We start from the raw sequence: 14,538 nt of genomic DNA on the forward strand, positions 1-14,538 counted from the left end.
AAGAATTCCTTTGGTGTGGTGAAGGGGGAGTTGGCCGGAAGCCACGCCTGTCTGCGCGGGGCGCATTCATGATAGCGGAGCGATGTGCGTGCCAGCGAAGGCAGCGAACATCGAGCGGGCGCGTGGGAATTTGTGCCTGACTTCGCGGCGCGTGCGTTGCGTGGCGTCCTACAAATCCGATGCCGGCAAGCCTGAGATGACCGTTTTGCAGAGCGAAATGTGGCTTTTGAGCTGTTTGATCGATGGCGCCAGCCAAAACGGCGATTTTTAACGCTACAATCGTAGGCTCTGCGGTGGCTGTAGCTCAGCTGGTAGAGTCCCAGATTGTGATTCTGGTCGTCGTGGGTTCGAGTCCCATCAGCCACCCCAAAAAATATCTCCTTGCTGCTATTGCGCAATAGCGGCATTCAAAGGATCTCGACGCCGGGCTTGTCCCGGCGTTGTCTTTTCCGGTCGCCGCATCTCCACTGCCCGCGCGCCGAAGACTCTTTTTCCCATCCTGCCTGCATATAAGACGTCAACTGCGGCGTGCACTTTACGTTGCGAGTTGTTGCACTAATGCAATGCGCCGCCGTTTTTTTCGCCGGGTAAGGCACTTGTGGCAAATGTAAACTGAATTAAAATCGCCCCGTTTTCAATTCCAGGAGTCCAACAATGGCTTCGACCCTCGCCGATATCAATTCCCAGATCAAGAAGCATGACGAGCAGATTGCGCAATTGCGCAAGCAGGCCGAAGACCTGCGCAACCAGGAGCGCGCCGGTGTGGTCGAGGAGTTGCGCAGGAAGATTGCCGAATACGGTTTGACGGCTTCCGACCTGAAGCTGGCTGGTCGTGCGGGCTCCGCCAAACGCAGCGCAGGCGCCGCGCCGGCCAAGGCAGCCGCCAAATATCGCAGCCCTACCGGCGAAACCTGGTCCGGTGGCCGTGGCCGCAAGCCGCGCTGGGTGACCGAGGCGCTGGCCGCGGGCAAGTCGCTTTCCGATTACGAGATCAAGTAAGTGCCCCTGTTTTCCCTGGGCAGGTGCCCAATAAAAAAGCCCGCATGAGCGGGCTTTTTTATTGGGCGTCGAAGATGAAGAGGCGCGGCGCGCTCAGTTCACCATCACCAGTTTTCCTTTGACGCCGCGCGAACCCATGTGAGCGTATGCAGCCTTCAATTCCGCCATCGGCATCGTGCTGTCGATCACCGGTTTGATCTTTCCCTGGCCGTACCACTGTGCCAATTCCGCCATCATCTGCGCATTGGCCTTGGGCTCGCGTTTCGCGAAATCGCCCCAGAACACGCCGACGAGAGAGGCGCCTTTCAGCAGCGTCAGATTCAATGGCAGCGACGGAATCGGGCCGGATGCAAAACCGACCACCAAATAACGACCGCGCCATCCGATGGAGCGAAACGCAGGCTCTGCAAAATCGCCGCCTACCGGGTCGTAAATGACATCGGGTCCTTTGCCGTCGGTGGCTGCCTTGATGGCGTCGCGAAAACCGTTGGGCAGTGCATGGGTCGTGTAGTTGATCGTCGCGTCGGCGCCAATAGAGCGGCAGAGCTCGCATTTCTCGTCGGTGGAAGCTGCAGCGATCACCTTGGCCCCGGCGGCCTTGGCGATCTGGATGGCCGCGGTGCCCACGCCGCCTGCTGCACCGAGCACCAGCACGGTCTCGCCGGCCTTGAGCTGCGCGCGATCCATCAGTGCATGCCACGAGGTGGCGTAGATCATGATGAAGGCCGCCGCGTCGACATGACCGAAGCCTTCCGGCAGCGGCATGCACAGCGCCGCGGGCGCCAGCGTATGAGTGCCGAAGCCGCCGGTGCCGGAGAGGCAGGCCACGTTCTGCCCCACCTTGAGGTGCGTCACGCCTTCGCCGACCGCCTGGATGACGCCCGCGTACTCGGAGCCCGGCACGAAGGGCAGCGGCGGTTTCATCTGGTATTTGTTCTGCACGATCAGCAGATCGGGGAAATTCAGGCTGGCCGCCTTGATCTCGATGAGCACCTGGCCCGGCCCCGGGGTGGGGGTGGGCAATTCCTTCCAGGTCAGCGCGTCGACGCCAACGGGGTTCTCGCAAAGCCATGCGTGCATGCCAGGGTCTCCTTCAGACAAGTAATGTTGGGGCAATGAAGCGGGCGATGATAGGTGCCGCGGCGGGGTGGCCTTGTCCCTGCTGCGACGCACCCGAAGCCTACAATCCGGTGCATCCAGAAGCACCATGAAGATACTTATTTCCAACGACGACGGCTTCCAGGCGCCGGGCATCGTCGCACTGCACGAAGCACTCAAGGACATCGCCGAAGTCGAGGTGGTCGCTCCGGAGCACAACAACAGCGCCAAGTCGAATGCGTTGACCCTTGCGGCTCCGCTGTATGTGCGCGAGGCGCACAACGGCTTTCGCTACGTGACCGGCACGCCGGCCGACTGCGTGCACATCGCGCTCAAGGGCTTGCTCGACTACCGGCCCGACCTGGTGGTTTCCGGCATCAACAACGGCGCCAACATGGGTGACGACACCATCTATTCGGGCACCGTCGGCGCGGCGATGGAGGCCTACCTGTTCGGTATTCCGGCCATTGCCTTCTCGCAGATCGAGAAGGGCTGGGCGCACGTGGACGCTGCCGCGCAGGTGGCGCGGCGGCTGGTGCAGCAGATCGAGCGCGAGCGCATGCTCGAAGGCGGCGCCTTCCTGCTCAACGTGAACGTGCCGAACCTGCCTTTCGACGAGCTGAAGCCCGTCAAGGTCTGCCGGCTCGGCCGGCGCCACGCGGCGGAAAAAGTGATCACGCAGGACAGCCCGCGCGGCGAGACCATGTACTGGATCGCCGGTGCAGGCGGCGCCAAGGACAGCGGCGAAGGCACCGACTTCCACGCCACCGCGGCCGGCCACATCGCGCTGACGCCATTGCAGATCGACCTGACCGACCACGCCAACCTTGGCCAATGGCGCGAGACGGTGGCCCGTCTCGGCAACTGACATGGCCACGCAGCGGCCCAGTTTCCCCGTCCGCCTGACACCCACCGCCTCTGCCGCCACGCGCGGGCGCATGCCCGCCGCGCCGGTCAAGCCCGTGGTGCCGTCCACGCCCTCGATGGCCTCCGACGCCGTGCGCGCGCGCATGGTGCAGAAGCTCGCCGCGCAGGGCATTTCCGACGCGCGCGTGCTGCGTGCGATGGGCGCCGTGGAGCGGCATCGCTTCGTCGACAGCGCCCTGGTCAATCAGGCCTATGAAGACACCAGCCTGCCGATCGGACTGGGGCAGACCATTTCGAAGCCCAACGTGGTGGCTCGCATGATCGAGCTGCTGATGGGCGCTCCCGCCCTCGCGGGAAAGCCCGACGCCAAGCTGGGCCGGGTGCTCGAGATCGGCACGGGCTGCGGCTACCAGGCAGCGGTGCTGAATCACGTGGCGACCGAGGTCTACAGCATCGAGCGTCTGCGCGGCTTGCACGAGCGCGCACGGGCCAATCTGAGGCACTTCCGGCTCGCGACCGTGCACCTGATGTTGGGTGACGGGATGATCGGCTACGCCAAGGGCGCGCCCTATGCCGGCATCATCGCCGCGGCAGGCGGCGAGGCGGTGCCGGAGGCATGGATCGAACAGCTTGCGGTGGGTGGGCGCATCGTCGCGCCGACCCATTCCGCGAAGGGTGGCCAAGCCCTTGTCGTCATCGACAAGACCCCCCGAGGACTGGAGCGTCTCATTCTTGAGGCGGTTCACTTTGTCCCCCTAAAATCTGGTATCGCTTGAAGGAATAACAAATGCAGGGTTTTGGCAATCGGAGTTGGTTCGCTGGCGTCACGTTGGCCTTTGTGCTCGTGATCGCGGGCTGTTCCACACCTCGCGGGCCGGCTCCAGTCGAAGACCGCGGCACGATGACGCGTGCTCCAGCCGCGACCGTGCCCGGCGGCCCGCCCATCACCACCGACGCCAACGGCAAGCCGCTCGCCGGCATCGAGAACTATGGCAAGCCCGGCTACTACGCCGTGCGTCCGGGCGACACCATTCGCCGCATCGGTATCGAGACCGGCCAGCGCTGGCAGGATCTCGTCCGCTGGAACAACCTCGACAACCCGGACCTGATCGAAGTCGGTCAGGTGCTGCGCGTGATTCCGCCCGCTGGCTCGGGAACGGTCGTTGCGACGGCTCCCGTGACGTCGCCGCCTGGCGCTGCTTCCCCCGACGGCGTCGTCACGAAGCCGGTGACGCCGCAGCCCGTGGTGGTGCCTACAACGCCATCCAGCGGCGCGACCAAGCCGACGGCTCCGGTCACGGCTTCACCGGCCAGCCCCGGCAGCGGCGGTTCGGGTGACGAAGACCTCGGGTGGATCTGGCCCGCGAGCGGTTCGCTGATCGCAGGCTTCGACGAGGCCAAGAACAAGGGCTACGACATCAGCGGCAAGGCGGGCGATCCCGTGCTGGCCGCCGCCGATGGTCGCGTGGTCTATGCGGGCGCGGGCCTGCGTGGCTACGGCAACCTGATCATCCTGAAGCACAACAACACCTACCTCACGGCATACGCGCACAACCAGACGCTGCTCGTGAAGGAAGACCAGTCGGTTCAGAAGGGCCAGAAGATCGCCGAAATGGGCAACAGCGACGCCGATCGCGTGAAGCTGCATTTCGAGATCCGCCGCCAGGGCAAGCCCGTCGATCCTTCGCGCTACCTGCCCAACCGGTGATGCCATGGCTGCCTCCCGCTCCCGCCGCACGCTGCTGCCTGTGCGCGGGTCGGCGGGCAGGGGCAGCATGCCGTCGGGCAACGGCCAGTCCGAATTTGACGGCGAGAGCGCGCATCCTCCTGAAGAAGAGGTAGATCTGCCGACGGCGGATGCTCCGCTGCCCGCCAACGGCGCCGTGGGCGAGATGGTCGGAGGCGAGGGTGCCGATGCGCTGACCATCTACCTGCGCCAGGTCCGGCGCACCGAGCTCTTCACGCCTGCCGAGGAATACCAGACCGCATGCGCCGCACGCGCGGGCGACTTCGCCGCGCGGCAGTCGATGATCGAGCACAACCTGCGGCTGGTGGTCAATATCGCCAAGGGCTACCTGGGGAGGGGCGTGCCGCTGTCCGACCTCATCGAGGAAGGCAATCTCGGACTGATGCACGCGATCACCAAGTTCGAGCCCGAACGCGGCTTTCGCTTTTCCACGTATGCGACCTGGTGGATCCGCCAGTCCGTCGAGCGCGCGGTCATGACGCAGGCGCGCGCCATCCGGCTGCCGGTGCACGTGGTGCGCGAACTGCAGCAGGTGCTGAAGGCTCGCCGCACTCTCGAGGGTGATGCCGAATTCGTCGCGCACAGGCCGGACGGCGTGCGCGTGGAAGACATCGCCGCGCTGCTGGGCCGCGACGTTCAGGCGGTGGCCGATCTGCTGGCTCTCTCCGAGGCCCCGCGCTCACTCGACGCGGGCGATTCCCGGGGAGACGAGGGCTTCACGCTGGCCGACACCGTGGCCTCCGAGGACGAGCAGGGCAGCCCGACCGACGTGGCGCACACGCGCGAGGTGGAGCGCCTGCTCGACCAATGGGTGCACGCCCTCGACGCGCGCGAGCGCGAGGTGCTGGAGGGGCGCTACGGCCTGCACGACCGTGAGCCCGAAACGCTGGAGGTGCTGAGCGTGCGGCTGGGGCTCACGCGGGAGCGCGTGCGGCAGATCCAGAACGAGGCGCTGGCCAAGATGCGTCGCCAGTTGGCCCGTTCCGGCGTGGGGCGCGACGCGCTGTTCTAGGGCCATCCGGCCACGCTGAGACAATCGGGGGATGACGGAATCCATCGAAGAAAAGAAAGTCCCCGCGAATCCCGGTGAAGAGTGGCTGAAAGTCGAGTCCCTCGACCTCGACGCGCAGGGCGTGGCGCACAAGGCCGACGGCATGGTCGTGTTCATCGAAGGCGCGCTGCCTTTCGAGGAAGTGCAGTTCAACGTCCACCGCCGAAAGAACAACTGGGAGCAGGGCACGGTCACCACCATCCGCCGCGAATCGTCGCAGCGGGTGCGCCCGGGCTGCCCGCATTTCGGCCTGCATACGGGCGCATGCGGCGGCTGCAAGATGCAGCACCTCGATGCGGCCGCCCAGGTGGCCGTGAAGCAGCGCGCGCTGGAAGACAACCTCTGGCACCTCGGCAAGGTCAAGCCCGAGAACCTGCTGCGGCCGCTCGAAGGTCCGGCCTGGCACTACCGCTACCGCGCGCGCCTTTCGGTGCGCCACGTGGTCAAGAAGGGCACCGTGCTGATCGGTTTTCACGAGCGCAAGAGCCGCTACCTGGCTGACATGCAGGTGTGCCCGGTGCTGCCGAAGCAGGTGAGCGAAATGCTGATGCCGCTGCGCGAGCTGATCGGCTCGATGGACGCGCGCGACACCTGCCCCCAGATCGAACTGGCCTGCGGCGACGCGCCCGATTCGACGCGGCTCGGCACGATCGCCCTGGTACTGCGCCACCTCGAGCCGCTCTCGCGTGCCGACATCGACCGCCTGAAGGCCTTTGCCGCGAAGAACGAAGGCGTCCAGTGGTGGCTGCAGCCCAAGGGGCCGGACACCGTGAAGCTGCTCGAAGAAGGCGGCACGCCGCTGGCGTACAGGCTGCCGGAGTTCGGCGTCACGATGCCGTTCAAGCCCACCGATTTCACGCAGGTCAATCCGCACATCAACCGGGCGCTGGTGGGCAAGGCGCTGCGCCTGCTCGATGTTCAGTCCGACGAGCGCGTGATCGACTGGTTCTGCGGCCTCGGCAACTTCACGCTGCCGCTGGCAAGTCAGGCGCGCGTGGTGCTGGGCATCGAGGGCAGCGACACGCTGGTGGCGCGCGCGACCGACAACTTCAAGAGAAACCAGCCGGCCACTTCGGCTCGCCGTGAGCTGTCTTCCGCGACGTTCGTGGCGCGCAACCTGTTCGAAATGACGCCGGAGATGCTGGTGGCCGACGGCAGCGCCGACAAGTGGCTGGTCGATCCGCCGCGCGAAGGGGCGTTCGCGCTGGCGAAGGCCATCGCCGATCTCCATCAGCAGCCCGAACTGCGCACCGACGGCTGGACGCCGCCGAAACGCATCGTGTACGTCAGCTGCAATCCGTCGACGCTTGCGCGCGATGCCGGTTTGCTGGTGCATCAGGCGGGCTATCGCTGCACCTATGCGGGGGTGGTCAACATGTTCCCGCACACGGCGCACGTCGAGTCGATCGCGGTTTTCGAGCAGGAATGAAAAAGGGCCCCTCGGGGCCCTTTCTGTTGGTGCGGTTGATTCGCTCTCTCAGTCGCGTTCGCCGCCGAAGATGCCCAGCAGCGCCAGCAGGCTCTGGAACACGTTGAACAGGTCGAGGTACAGGGCGAGCGTGGCGCTGATGTAGTTGGTTTCGCCGCCGTCCATGATCTGCTTCAGGTCATAGAGCATGTAGGCCGAGAAGATGCCGATGGCGGCAACCGAGATGACCAGCATGCCGGTGGTCGAGCCGACGAACACGTTGATGATCGCGCCGACCATCAGCACCAGCGCGCCGACGAACAGGAACTTGCCCATGCCCGACAGGTCGCGCTTGATGACGGTGGCCAGCGAAGCCATCACGAAGAACACGCCGGCGGTACCGCCGAAGGCCGTCATGATCAACTCGGAGCCGTTCTTGAAGCCGAGCACCATCGCGATCAGGCGCGACAGCATCAGGCCCATGAAGAAGGTGAAGGCCAGCAGCACCGGCACGCCGGCGGCCGAGTTCTTGGTTTTCTCGATGGCGAACATGAAACCGAAGGCGCCGCCGAGGAAGACGATGAGGCCGAGGCCGCCCGTAAGCGAGCGGGTGATGCCGGTGCTGACGCCGACCCAGGCGCCCAGCACGGTGGGCAGCAGGCTCAGCGCGAGCAGCCAGTAGGTGTTGCGCAGCACGCGCTGGCGTTCGGCTTGAGCCAGTGGCTGTCCGTAGCCGGAGGAAGTGTCTAGGGTGGTGACGCGGTCGTTCATGGCCGGAGCTCCTGTGGTTGCTGCATGGATGCAGTTGGGCGCATTCTAGGGGGCTGCAAGAGGGGGTATCGAAAAGACCGTATGCGGGGTGTTCCCAAGCCCCGAGGCCGTCTTGGCCGAATGGCTGCGGCATGGCCGTTATGCTCTTGGGTTTTCAGCAAGCAGAGCTCATCCATCATGAAGACCAAATCCTTTCTCGAACTCGCCGACGTCAAGGCCATCGCAGCAGCGGCCGAGGCCGAAGCCCTCAAGAACAACTGGGCGGTGACCATCGCGATCTCGGACGACGCCGGCAACCTGCTCTGGCTGCAGCGCCTGGATGGCGCCGCCGCGCTGTCCTCGCACATCGCTCCCGCCAAGGCGCATACGGCCGCCATGGGCCGCCGCGAGAGCAAGGTCTACGAAGACATCATCAACGGCGGCCGGACGGCTTTCCTGACGGCGCCCGAAGTGCAGGGCCTGCTCGAAGGCGGCGTGCCGATCGTCAAGGACGGCCACGTGATCGGCGCGGTCGGCGTGAGCGGTGTGAAGTCGAACGAAGACGCGCAGATCGCCAAGGCTGGCATCGCGGCTCTCGGCCTCTGATTCTTTTCTCTCGCACAAAGCAAAACGCCGACTTCGAGGTCGGCGTTTTTGTTTGGGCTGCTTCAGCGTGGAAAAAAAGCTTGGCTAGTCGGCGAACCGTTGGCTAGCAAAAAACGACCCTTCGGAGATGAATCTCCTTGAGTCGCCCCACGATGAAACTTGCGCGAAGGGCGGGCTGGATGACTTACTTGGTCAGGATCAGCTTGCCGAGTTTGGTGGCCTGGAGCCGATAGAGGGAGCCGTTGTGCATGATGCCCACGGTCTTGCTTCCTTTCAGAAGCTCCGTGCTTTCGAGCATCGGCACCGGACGCGTTGCCTGGATGGACGCATGGCCGCCACCCGATTGGTCGAGCGAAGGATGGTTCAGGACAGAGAAGGCATTCGGTGTGGCTGGCATCTGGAGTTCCCTTATCGAAGCGATGAGTGAATGATAATGATTCGCAACAAGAAGTCAATCGCCGCGATCAACTTTTTTTCCTTGTGCCTTTTCCTTCAGATCACTTCGCGTCGGGTTCGGTGATGAAGCCGATCTTGCGCACGCCGGCTTCCCGGGCTTCCGACATCGCCTTGGCCACGCGCTCGTAGCGGACGGCCTTGTCGCCGCGGATGTGCAGTTCGGGCTGCGGTTCCTTGGCGGCTTCCGCGGCGAGGCGGCCGGGCAGCTCGCTGTCGTCGATCTTCTGCTCGTTCCAGTAGTAGGCGCCGTCGGCCGTCACGCTGAACAGGATGTTCTGCGGCTTGGGCTGCTCGGGCTCGCTCGTGGCGCGCGGAAGGTCGATGTTGACCGCGTGCTTCATCACCGGCACGGTGATGATGAAGATGATGAGCAGCACCAGCATGACGTCGACCAGCGGCGTCATGTTGATCTCGTTCATCACCTCATCGGGTTCGTCTTGTGTTCCGAAGGCCATGATGCTCAGCCCTTCTTGAGCGGAACCACGATGGCGTCGCCGCTGCCGCTCTGGACGCGGGCGCCGGTCACGAAGTAGGCGTGCAGGTCGTGGGCGAAGGCGTTGAGCTTGGTCAGCACGAACTTGTTGCCGCGCACCAGCGCGTTGTAGCCCAGCACCGCGGGAATGGCGACGGCCAGGCCGAGTGCCGTCATGATCAGCGCTTCACCGATCGGGCCTGCCACCTTGTCGATGGTCGCCTGGCCGGCCGAGCCGATGCTCATGAGGGCGTGATAGATGCCCCAGACGGTGCCGAACAGGCCGATGAACGGAGCCGTCGAGCCGACCGAAGCCAGGATGGCGAGACCGGTCTGCAGGCGGGCGGTGAAGGCGTCGATGCCATTGCGTAGCGCGCGCGTGATCCAGTCGCTCACATCCAGTGCATCGTGCAGATGAGCCTTGGTGTTGCGGTGGTGCGCTGCCGCTTCGCGGCCTTCGAGGGCCAGTGCGCGGAAGGGGTTGCTGTCGTCCTGACCCAGCTTGTTCAGCGCGGTGGCGAAGTCTTCGCTGTGCCAGAAGTCCTGCGAGTGCTTCGCGAGGCGCTTGTAGCGGATGACGTCGAGTGCCTTGACGATGATCACGATCCACGACGCGAGCGACATGCCGATCAGCAGCACCGCCACGGCCTTGGTGACGAAGTCGCCCTGATTCCAGACGTTCATCAAGCCAAAATGGGAATCCATACGAAGTTGCTCCAGAGAAAAATTAGTTCAGGACGTAGTTGACGGGGGCGTCATAGGACATGGCCTGCACCACGCCGTTGACCTTGCCGGGAACGAACCGGCATTTCATGATGAATTCCACCGCGGCCTCGTCGAGGCGATCGAAGCCGCTGGATTTCTTGACCTCCGCGCTCTTCGGCAGGCCGTCGACGCCCACGAGCACGCGCACGATCACCTTGCCCTGTTCGCCGAGCCGCTTGCTCATGGCGGGGTAGGTGGGCTTCGGGTTTTGCAGGTAGTCGGCGTTGCTCGACGGCAGCTGCACCGCGGGCGGTGCCGGTGGTGCCGGCGGCGGAGCGGGTGGGGCCGGTGGAGCGGGGGGCGCAGGAGGCGTGGCCGGTGGCGGCGGCTCTGTGGTCCCGACGGGCGCCTGGGGAGCCGGGGTGGGCTTCGGCTCGCGAATGGCCTGGGGCCGCGGCGGAGGCGGTGCCTTGGCCTTGGGTTGAGGCGGGGGAGGGGGCGGAGGAGGCGGATCGGCCTTCGGCTTGGGCGGTTCGACGAACTGGCTCAGTATTTCGACGGGAACCACCACTTCGGCGGCGCGGCGCAGCAGGCCGCTCTGGAGCGCCCACAGCGCAGCGGCGTGAAACAGGACGACGCCGCCCGCAATGACGACATTGCGCGAAAGGCCGAAGAGGGAAGGAGGGGGGGCGAAGCGGTCAGACACGATCAACCATTCGAATGCGGGCACCGCCAAAGGTGCCCCGATTGCAGCAAAACCGCTACGAAGACGCCAATGGCGCTACTTGCGAAAGATCCACCAGACCGAACCCGCGACGAGGATCAGGCTGCCGCCGAGGGCCGAGACGAGTTCCATGCTTTGCTTTCCTTGATGGAGTTGGCAAGCTGGATCGCTCTCGGACCCGATTCGCAATTCAAGGCGGCGACCGGGTGCGAAGCGCTGCACTGCGCGACGATATCGCGCGCACAGCCTTCACATTGACCACACTGGGTGGCTACGCCAAGTTCGAACTGGACTTCGTCGAAAGTCATGCCGGCCCGCACGTGACGTGCGATTTCTCGGTCGGAGACTCGGCGGCAGACACAAACGATCATGGCGGTGAAAGCGGCAGTTGGCTGGCTGTTGGATGCGATGATTATAAATAAGAATCCATCGCATTCACAATAACTATGTGTTACTGAGTCATGCAACACCCGGGCGCCTGAAATCAGACTTCCGACCAGAGCCGCAGCAGGTTGTGGTAATGCCCGGTCAGCGCCACCGTTTCCTCGCACTCGCCCAGGCGTGCGCGCAGCTTCTGGATGTTCTGATCCAACTCAAAAAGCATGCCCCGTTGCTGATCGCTGCGCACCATGCTCTGCAGCCAGAAGAACGAGCAGACCCGCGCCCCCTGCGTCACGGGATGAACGCGGTGAAGGCTGCTCGCCGGGTAAAGAATGAGGTCGCCGGCCGGCAGCTTCACTTCATGCGAGCCGTAGGTGTCGATCACTTCCAGCTCGCCGCCCTCGTACTCTTCCGGATCGCACAAGAAAAGGGTGCATGACAGGTCCGTGCGCAGTTGCTGCCCACTGCCAGGCAAAGCCCGCACCGCCCCGTCGACATGAACGCCGTAGTGCTCGCCCCCCTCATAGCGATTGAAAAGCGGCGGTACGAAGCGCGACGGAAGCGCCGCCGAGAAGAACAGCGCGTTGCGCGCCAGCGCGGCGAGCACGATGTTGCCGAGCTCCTTGCCGATCGGTGAATGCTCCGGCAGCTGGCGGTTGCGCTTGACCTGCGCTCCCTGTGCGCCGACCGTCTCGCGTCCGTCGGTCCATTGCGTGGCGTCGAGCGCGGCGCGCAGCTCGCGCACCTGGTCGGGGCTCAGCACTTCGGGCACATGCAGCATCATTTTTCGGGAACTCCGCAATGAGAAAAGCCCCGGCGCGGGCCGGGGCTCGAGTGTCGCACCGCACCGGCCGGGGCCGGTGCGCGCAGGAAACCGTCAGAACGCGAAGTTCGCGGTGATCTTGGCCGAGCGCGGGGTACCCGGCGTGTAGCGGTAGCCGCTCTTGTTGATGGCCGCCACGTAGTCCTTGTTGAACAGGTTGTACACGTTCAGCTGGATGTCGATGTTCTTGTTGATGCGGTAGGAGGCCATCGCATCGAACACCCAGTACGAGTCGACGTACGCCGGCGTGCCCACCGCGCCGTCGGTGCCGCGCTGCAGCTTGCCGTTGTAGCGGGCGCCGCCGCCGAGCGTCAGGCCGAACGGGAACTGGTAGGTGGTCCAGAGCGTGAAGGCCTTCTTCGGCGTGTAGGCCAGGGCGGTCGAGCCGTCCGCCAGCACCGAGGGGCCGCTCAGCACGCGGGTGTTCATGGTGGTGAAGCCCGAGCTCACGCCCCAGTTGTCGGTCAGTGCGCCCGACACGCCGAGTTCGACGCCCTGCACGCGCTTCTTGCCGGTCTGGAAGTACTGCTGCGTGACCGAGTCCTGCACCACCTCGTTGCTCACGTCGGTGCGGTACAGGGCTGCCGTCAGGGCCACGCGCTTGTTCAGCACGTCCCACTTGGTGCCGACCTCGTAGGTCTTGGCCTTCTGCGGCAGGAAGTCGGTGCGCGCGGCGCTGTTGCCGGTGCCGCCGGCGGCCAGCTGGAAGTTGGCGCCGCCCGGCGGCTGGGCTGCGGTGCCGTAGGCCGCGTAGACGCTGCTGTTCTCGGTGGGCTTGTAGACCAGGCCGATCTTGCCGGAGAGCAGGTTGTCCGACAGCTTCAGGTTGGTCGGCGTGATCGTCGAGGTCTGCGGGCCGTTGCCGGTGCGAGCCAGCGTCAGCGCGGTGGCGTTGTACGTGGTCGAGTAGTGGTCGTAGCGCAGGCCGGCGGTCAGCTGCCATTGCTCGTTGAACTTCAGCGTGTCGAAGGCGTAGAGGCCGATGGTGTCGGTGCTGCCGTCCGAGCCGGTGCCGTTGGCGATGCGGTTGTAGCCGCTCACGTACGGATTCGGGTTGTACAGGTTGGCCGCAGGCCACGAACCGGCGGCGGCCAGCGTGGTGCCCACGCTTGCGTAGCCCGGCGCGTAGAAGTTGTTGGCGGTCTGCTTCTCGCGGATGAACTCGATGCCGCCGTTGAACGAGTGGCTGATGCTGCCCGTGTTGAACTTGGCCGACACGCTCGTCTGGTTGGTGAAGATCGTGTTTTCCTGGTCCTTGTTGGTGGGCAGGTTGCGCGTGATCGTCCAGCTTGCCGGGATCGTCGGGATCACGGTGTTCAGGAAGCCGGCCGTCACGGCGGGCAGGGTGCCGACGCCGTTCGTCGACGTCAGGCCGCCGCCCATGAACGACGTCAGCATGTAGTCCTGCGAGGTCTTGCCGTAGCGCGTGGTGTTGCGGATCGTGATGTCGGGCGTCAGGTCGTGCTCGATGCGAGCGGTGAACATGTCGGCCGTGACGTTGTCGAAGTCGGAGCTCGTGCCGTAGAAGTTGCTCGAATCGACGCGCTGCGCGTAGTTCAGGTAGGTGCGGCGGGCCAGGCCGCGGGTGATCGCGGTGGCGTCCGGCGTGGTGTAGCCGGGCAGGCCGATGGTGGGCACGCCGCCGTCGGGAATGTTGTTCTGCTTGACGTGCAGGTAGTCGAGGAAGATGCGCGTCGGGCTGTTCAGGCCGAGGGCCAGCGACGGTGCGATCGCCCAGCGCTTGTTCTTGACGAAGTCGCGGCCGGCAACGCCGCCGTCTTCGCTCACCGCATTCAGGCGGAAGGCCGCGCCTATGCCGTTGGCGCTGCTCAGCGACTTGTTCCAGTCGACGCTGCCGCGCTTGAAGTCGGCGCTGCCGTAGCTCAGCGAGCCCATGAAGCTGTCTTCGAGCTTGGGCTTCTTGGTAACGAGGTTGATGTAGCCGGTCGGCGAGGTGCGGCCCACGTCGGTGCCCGACGGACCCTTCACGACCTCGACCTGTTCGATGTTGAAGACGTCGCGCGACACCGAGCCCAGGTCGCGGATGCCGTCGACGAAGATGGCGCTCGAGCTGTCGAAGCCGCGCATGAAGACGGCGTCGCCCGTGTTGGTGTTGCCGTTCTCGCCGAGGAAGAAGGTGCCCACGCCGGGCGTGTTGCGCAGAGCTTCGGTCAGCGTGGTCGCGCCCTGGTCGCGAATGATCTGTTCCTTGATGACCTGGATGGTCTGGGGCGTGTTGACCAGCGGGGCCGTGAACTTGGGATTCGACGAGTTGTCGGTCTTGTAGTCGGCGGCGGTGGTGTCCTGCACGCGGACTTCGGGAAGGGCGCCTCCCGACTGGGCCAGGGCGCCGGGTGCCGCAATGGCCATCAGCGTGGCGGCGGCAGCGCCTGAGAGATGAGGAACGGCGCGCGCAACGGTGTGTTTGCGGCTCTTGATGTAGGCCATGAA

16 protein-coding genes and 1 tRNA gene are annotated in these 14,538 nt (G+C 64.9%); 8 read left to right on the forward strand and 9 right to left on the reverse strand.

What is annotated here, in order from left to right:
- Positions 1–293: 293 nt before the first annotated feature.
- Positions 294–369, forward strand: a tRNA-His gene (locus EJP69_RS24195).
- Between the two features lie 285 nt (positions 370–654).
- The gene (locus tag EJP69_RS24200; protein WP_093303831.1) at positions 655–999 is read left to right on the forward strand and encodes an H-NS histone family protein; all 345 of its coding nucleotides are present in this window, start codon (positions 655–657) and stop codon (positions 997–999) included.
- A 93-nt stretch (positions 1,000–1,092) separates the two neighbouring features.
- On the opposite strand, the gene EJP69_RS24205 is transcribed toward EJP69_RS24200, so the two are convergent.
- Positions 1,093–2,079, reverse strand: coding sequence for an NADPH:quinone oxidoreductase family protein (locus tag EJP69_RS24205; RefSeq protein WP_093203395.1), 987 nt, complete (start codon positions 2,077–2,079; stop codon positions 1,093–1,095).
- A gap of 127 nt (positions 2,080–2,206) precedes the next feature.
- On the opposite strand from EJP69_RS24205, the gene surE reads away from it, so the two are divergent.
- The 5 genes from surE to rlmD are packed head-to-tail and all read left to right on the forward strand — an operon-like array spanning position 2,207 to position 7,191.
- A complete protein-coding gene (surE, locus tag EJP69_RS24210; protein WP_093303834.1) occupies positions 2,207–2,965 on the forward strand; it encodes a 5'/3'-nucleotidase SurE in 759 nt (252 codons plus the stop codon).
- 1 nt (position 2,966) lies between these two features.
- Entirely contained in the window at positions 2,967–3,740 is a 774-nt protein-coding gene (locus tag EJP69_RS24215) for a protein-L-isoaspartate(D-aspartate) O-methyltransferase (RefSeq protein WP_126472782.1), read from the forward strand.
- An 11-nt stretch (positions 3,741–3,751) separates the two neighbouring features.
- Positions 3,752–4,672: a peptidoglycan DD-metalloendopeptidase family protein gene (locus EJP69_RS24220; protein ID WP_093203388.1), complete on the forward strand. Its 921-nt coding sequence runs from the start codon at positions 3,752–3,754 to the stop codon at positions 4,670–4,672.
- A 4-nt stretch (positions 4,673–4,676) separates the two neighbouring features.
- Entirely contained in the window at positions 4,677–5,723 is a 1,047-nt protein-coding gene (locus EJP69_RS24225) for a sigma-70 family RNA polymerase sigma factor (RefSeq protein ID WP_126472784.1), read from the forward strand.
- A 31-nt stretch (positions 5,724–5,754) separates the two neighbouring features.
- Entirely contained in the window at positions 5,755–7,191 is a 1,437-nt protein-coding gene (gene rlmD / locus EJP69_RS24230) for a 23S rRNA (uracil(1939)-C(5))-methyltransferase RlmD (RefSeq protein WP_126472786.1), read from the forward strand.
- A 48-nt stretch (positions 7,192–7,239) separates the two neighbouring features.
- Here rlmD and EJP69_RS24235 read toward each other — a convergent pair whose 3' ends face one another.
- Positions 7,240–7,941, reverse strand: coding sequence for a Bax inhibitor-1/YccA family protein (locus EJP69_RS24235; RefSeq protein ID WP_093203380.1), 702 nt, complete (start codon positions 7,939–7,941; stop codon positions 7,240–7,242).
- Positions 7,942–8,118: 177 nt separating this feature from the next.
- On the opposite strand from EJP69_RS24235, the gene EJP69_RS24240 reads away from it, so the two are divergent.
- Positions 8,119–8,526 carry a GlcG/HbpS family heme-binding protein gene (locus EJP69_RS24240; RefSeq protein ID WP_019655898.1) on the forward strand — a complete coding sequence of 136 codons (408 nt, stop codon included), beginning with the start codon at positions 8,119–8,121 and terminating at the stop codon, positions 8,524–8,526.
- A gap of 184 nt (positions 8,527–8,710) precedes the next feature.
- Here the strand turns inward: EJP69_RS24240 and hemP are convergent, their stop codons facing one another.
- The 7 genes from hemP to EJP69_RS24275 form a co-directional block, all read right to left on the reverse strand.
- Entirely contained in the window at positions 8,711–8,923 is a 213-nt protein-coding gene (gene hemP, locus EJP69_RS24245) for a hemin uptake protein HemP (RefSeq protein ID WP_019655899.1), read from the reverse strand.
- A 100-nt stretch (positions 8,924–9,023) separates the two neighbouring features.
- Complete coding sequence (locus EJP69_RS24250; protein ID WP_093203378.1) at positions 9,024–9,437, reverse strand: ExbD/TolR family protein; 414 nt, start codon at positions 9,435–9,437, stop codon at positions 9,024–9,026.
- Between the two features lie 5 nt (positions 9,438–9,442).
- Positions 9,443–10,159 (reverse strand): MotA/TolQ/ExbB proton channel family protein, encoded by a 717-nt coding sequence (locus EJP69_RS24255; protein ID WP_093203375.1) that lies wholly within the window; start codon positions 10,157–10,159, stop codon positions 9,443–9,445.
- Positions 10,160–10,181: 22 nt separating this feature from the next.
- Positions 10,182–10,868 (reverse strand): energy transducer TonB, encoded by a 687-nt coding sequence (locus EJP69_RS24260; protein ID WP_371287184.1) that lies wholly within the window; start codon positions 10,866–10,868, stop codon positions 10,182–10,184.
- 113 nt (positions 10,869–10,981) lie between these two features.
- Complete coding sequence (locus EJP69_RS24265) at positions 10,982–11,254, reverse strand: (2Fe-2S)-binding protein (RefSeq protein ID WP_093203373.1); 273 nt, start codon at positions 11,252–11,254, stop codon at positions 10,982–10,984.
- Positions 11,255–11,367: 113 nt separating this feature from the next.
- A complete protein-coding gene (locus EJP69_RS24270; protein WP_126472787.1) occupies positions 11,368–12,048 on the reverse strand; it encodes a Fe2+-dependent dioxygenase in 681 nt (226 codons plus the stop codon).
- 93 nt (positions 12,049–12,141) lie between these two features.
- Entirely contained in the window at positions 12,142–14,535 is a 2,394-nt protein-coding gene (locus EJP69_RS24275; protein WP_093303847.1) for a catecholate siderophore receptor Fiu, read from the reverse strand.
- Positions 14,536–14,538: the final 3 nt, after the last annotated feature.

Origin of the sequence: Variovorax gossypii, assembly GCF_003965815.1 — a bacterium.
In the GTDB taxonomy this organism is placed as follows: Bacteria; Pseudomonadota; Gammaproteobacteria; order Burkholderiales; family Burkholderiaceae_C; genus Variovorax; species Variovorax gossypii.

Coding starts and splice junctions, on each gene's coding strand:
- EJP69_RS24200 (WP_093303831.1), top strand. CDS start 655: ATGGCTTCGACCCTCGCCGATATCAATTCCCAGATCAAGAAGCATGAC.
- EJP69_RS24205 (WP_093203395.1), bottom strand. CDS start 2,079: ATGCACGCATGGCTTTGCGAGAACCCCGTTGGCGTCGACGCGCTGACC.
- surE (WP_093303834.1), top strand. CDS start 2,207: ATGAAGATACTTATTTCCAACGACGACGGCTTCCAGGCGCCGGGCATC.
- EJP69_RS24215 (WP_126472782.1), top strand. CDS start 2,967: ATGGCCACGCAGCGGCCCAGTTTCCCCGTCCGCCTGACACCCACCGCC.
- EJP69_RS24220 (WP_093203388.1), top strand. CDS start 3,752: ATGCAGGGTTTTGGCAATCGGAGTTGGTTCGCTGGCGTCACGTTGGCC.
- EJP69_RS24225 (WP_126472784.1), top strand. CDS start 4,677: ATGGCTGCCTCCCGCTCCCGCCGCACGCTGCTGCCTGTGCGCGGGTCG.
- rlmD (WP_126472786.1), top strand. CDS start 5,755: ATGACGGAATCCATCGAAGAAAAGAAAGTCCCCGCGAATCCCGGTGAA.
- EJP69_RS24235 (WP_093203380.1), bottom strand. CDS start 7,941: ATGAACGACCGCGTCACCACCCTAGACACTTCCTCCGGCTACGGACAG.
- EJP69_RS24240 (WP_019655898.1), top strand. CDS start 8,119: ATGAAGACCAAATCCTTTCTCGAACTCGCCGACGTCAAGGCCATCGCA.
- hemP (WP_019655899.1), bottom strand. CDS start 8,923: ATGCCAGCCACACCGAATGCCTTCTCTGTCCTGAACCATCCTTCGCTC.
- EJP69_RS24250 (WP_093203378.1), bottom strand. CDS start 9,437: ATGGCCTTCGGAACACAAGACGAACCCGATGAGGTGATGAACGAGATC.
- EJP69_RS24255 (WP_093203375.1), bottom strand. CDS start 10,159: ATGGATTCCCATTTTGGCTTGATGAACGTCTGGAATCAGGGCGACTTC.
- EJP69_RS24265 (WP_093203373.1), bottom strand. CDS start 11,254: ATGATCGTTTGTGTCTGCCGCCGAGTCTCCGACCGAGAAATCGCACGT.
- EJP69_RS24270 (WP_126472787.1), bottom strand. CDS start 12,048: ATGATGCTGCATGTGCCCGAAGTGCTGAGCCCCGACCAGGTGCGCGAG.
- EJP69_RS24275 (WP_093303847.1), bottom strand. CDS start 14,535: ATGGCCTACATCAAGAGCCGCAAACACACCGTTGCGCGCGCCGTTCCT.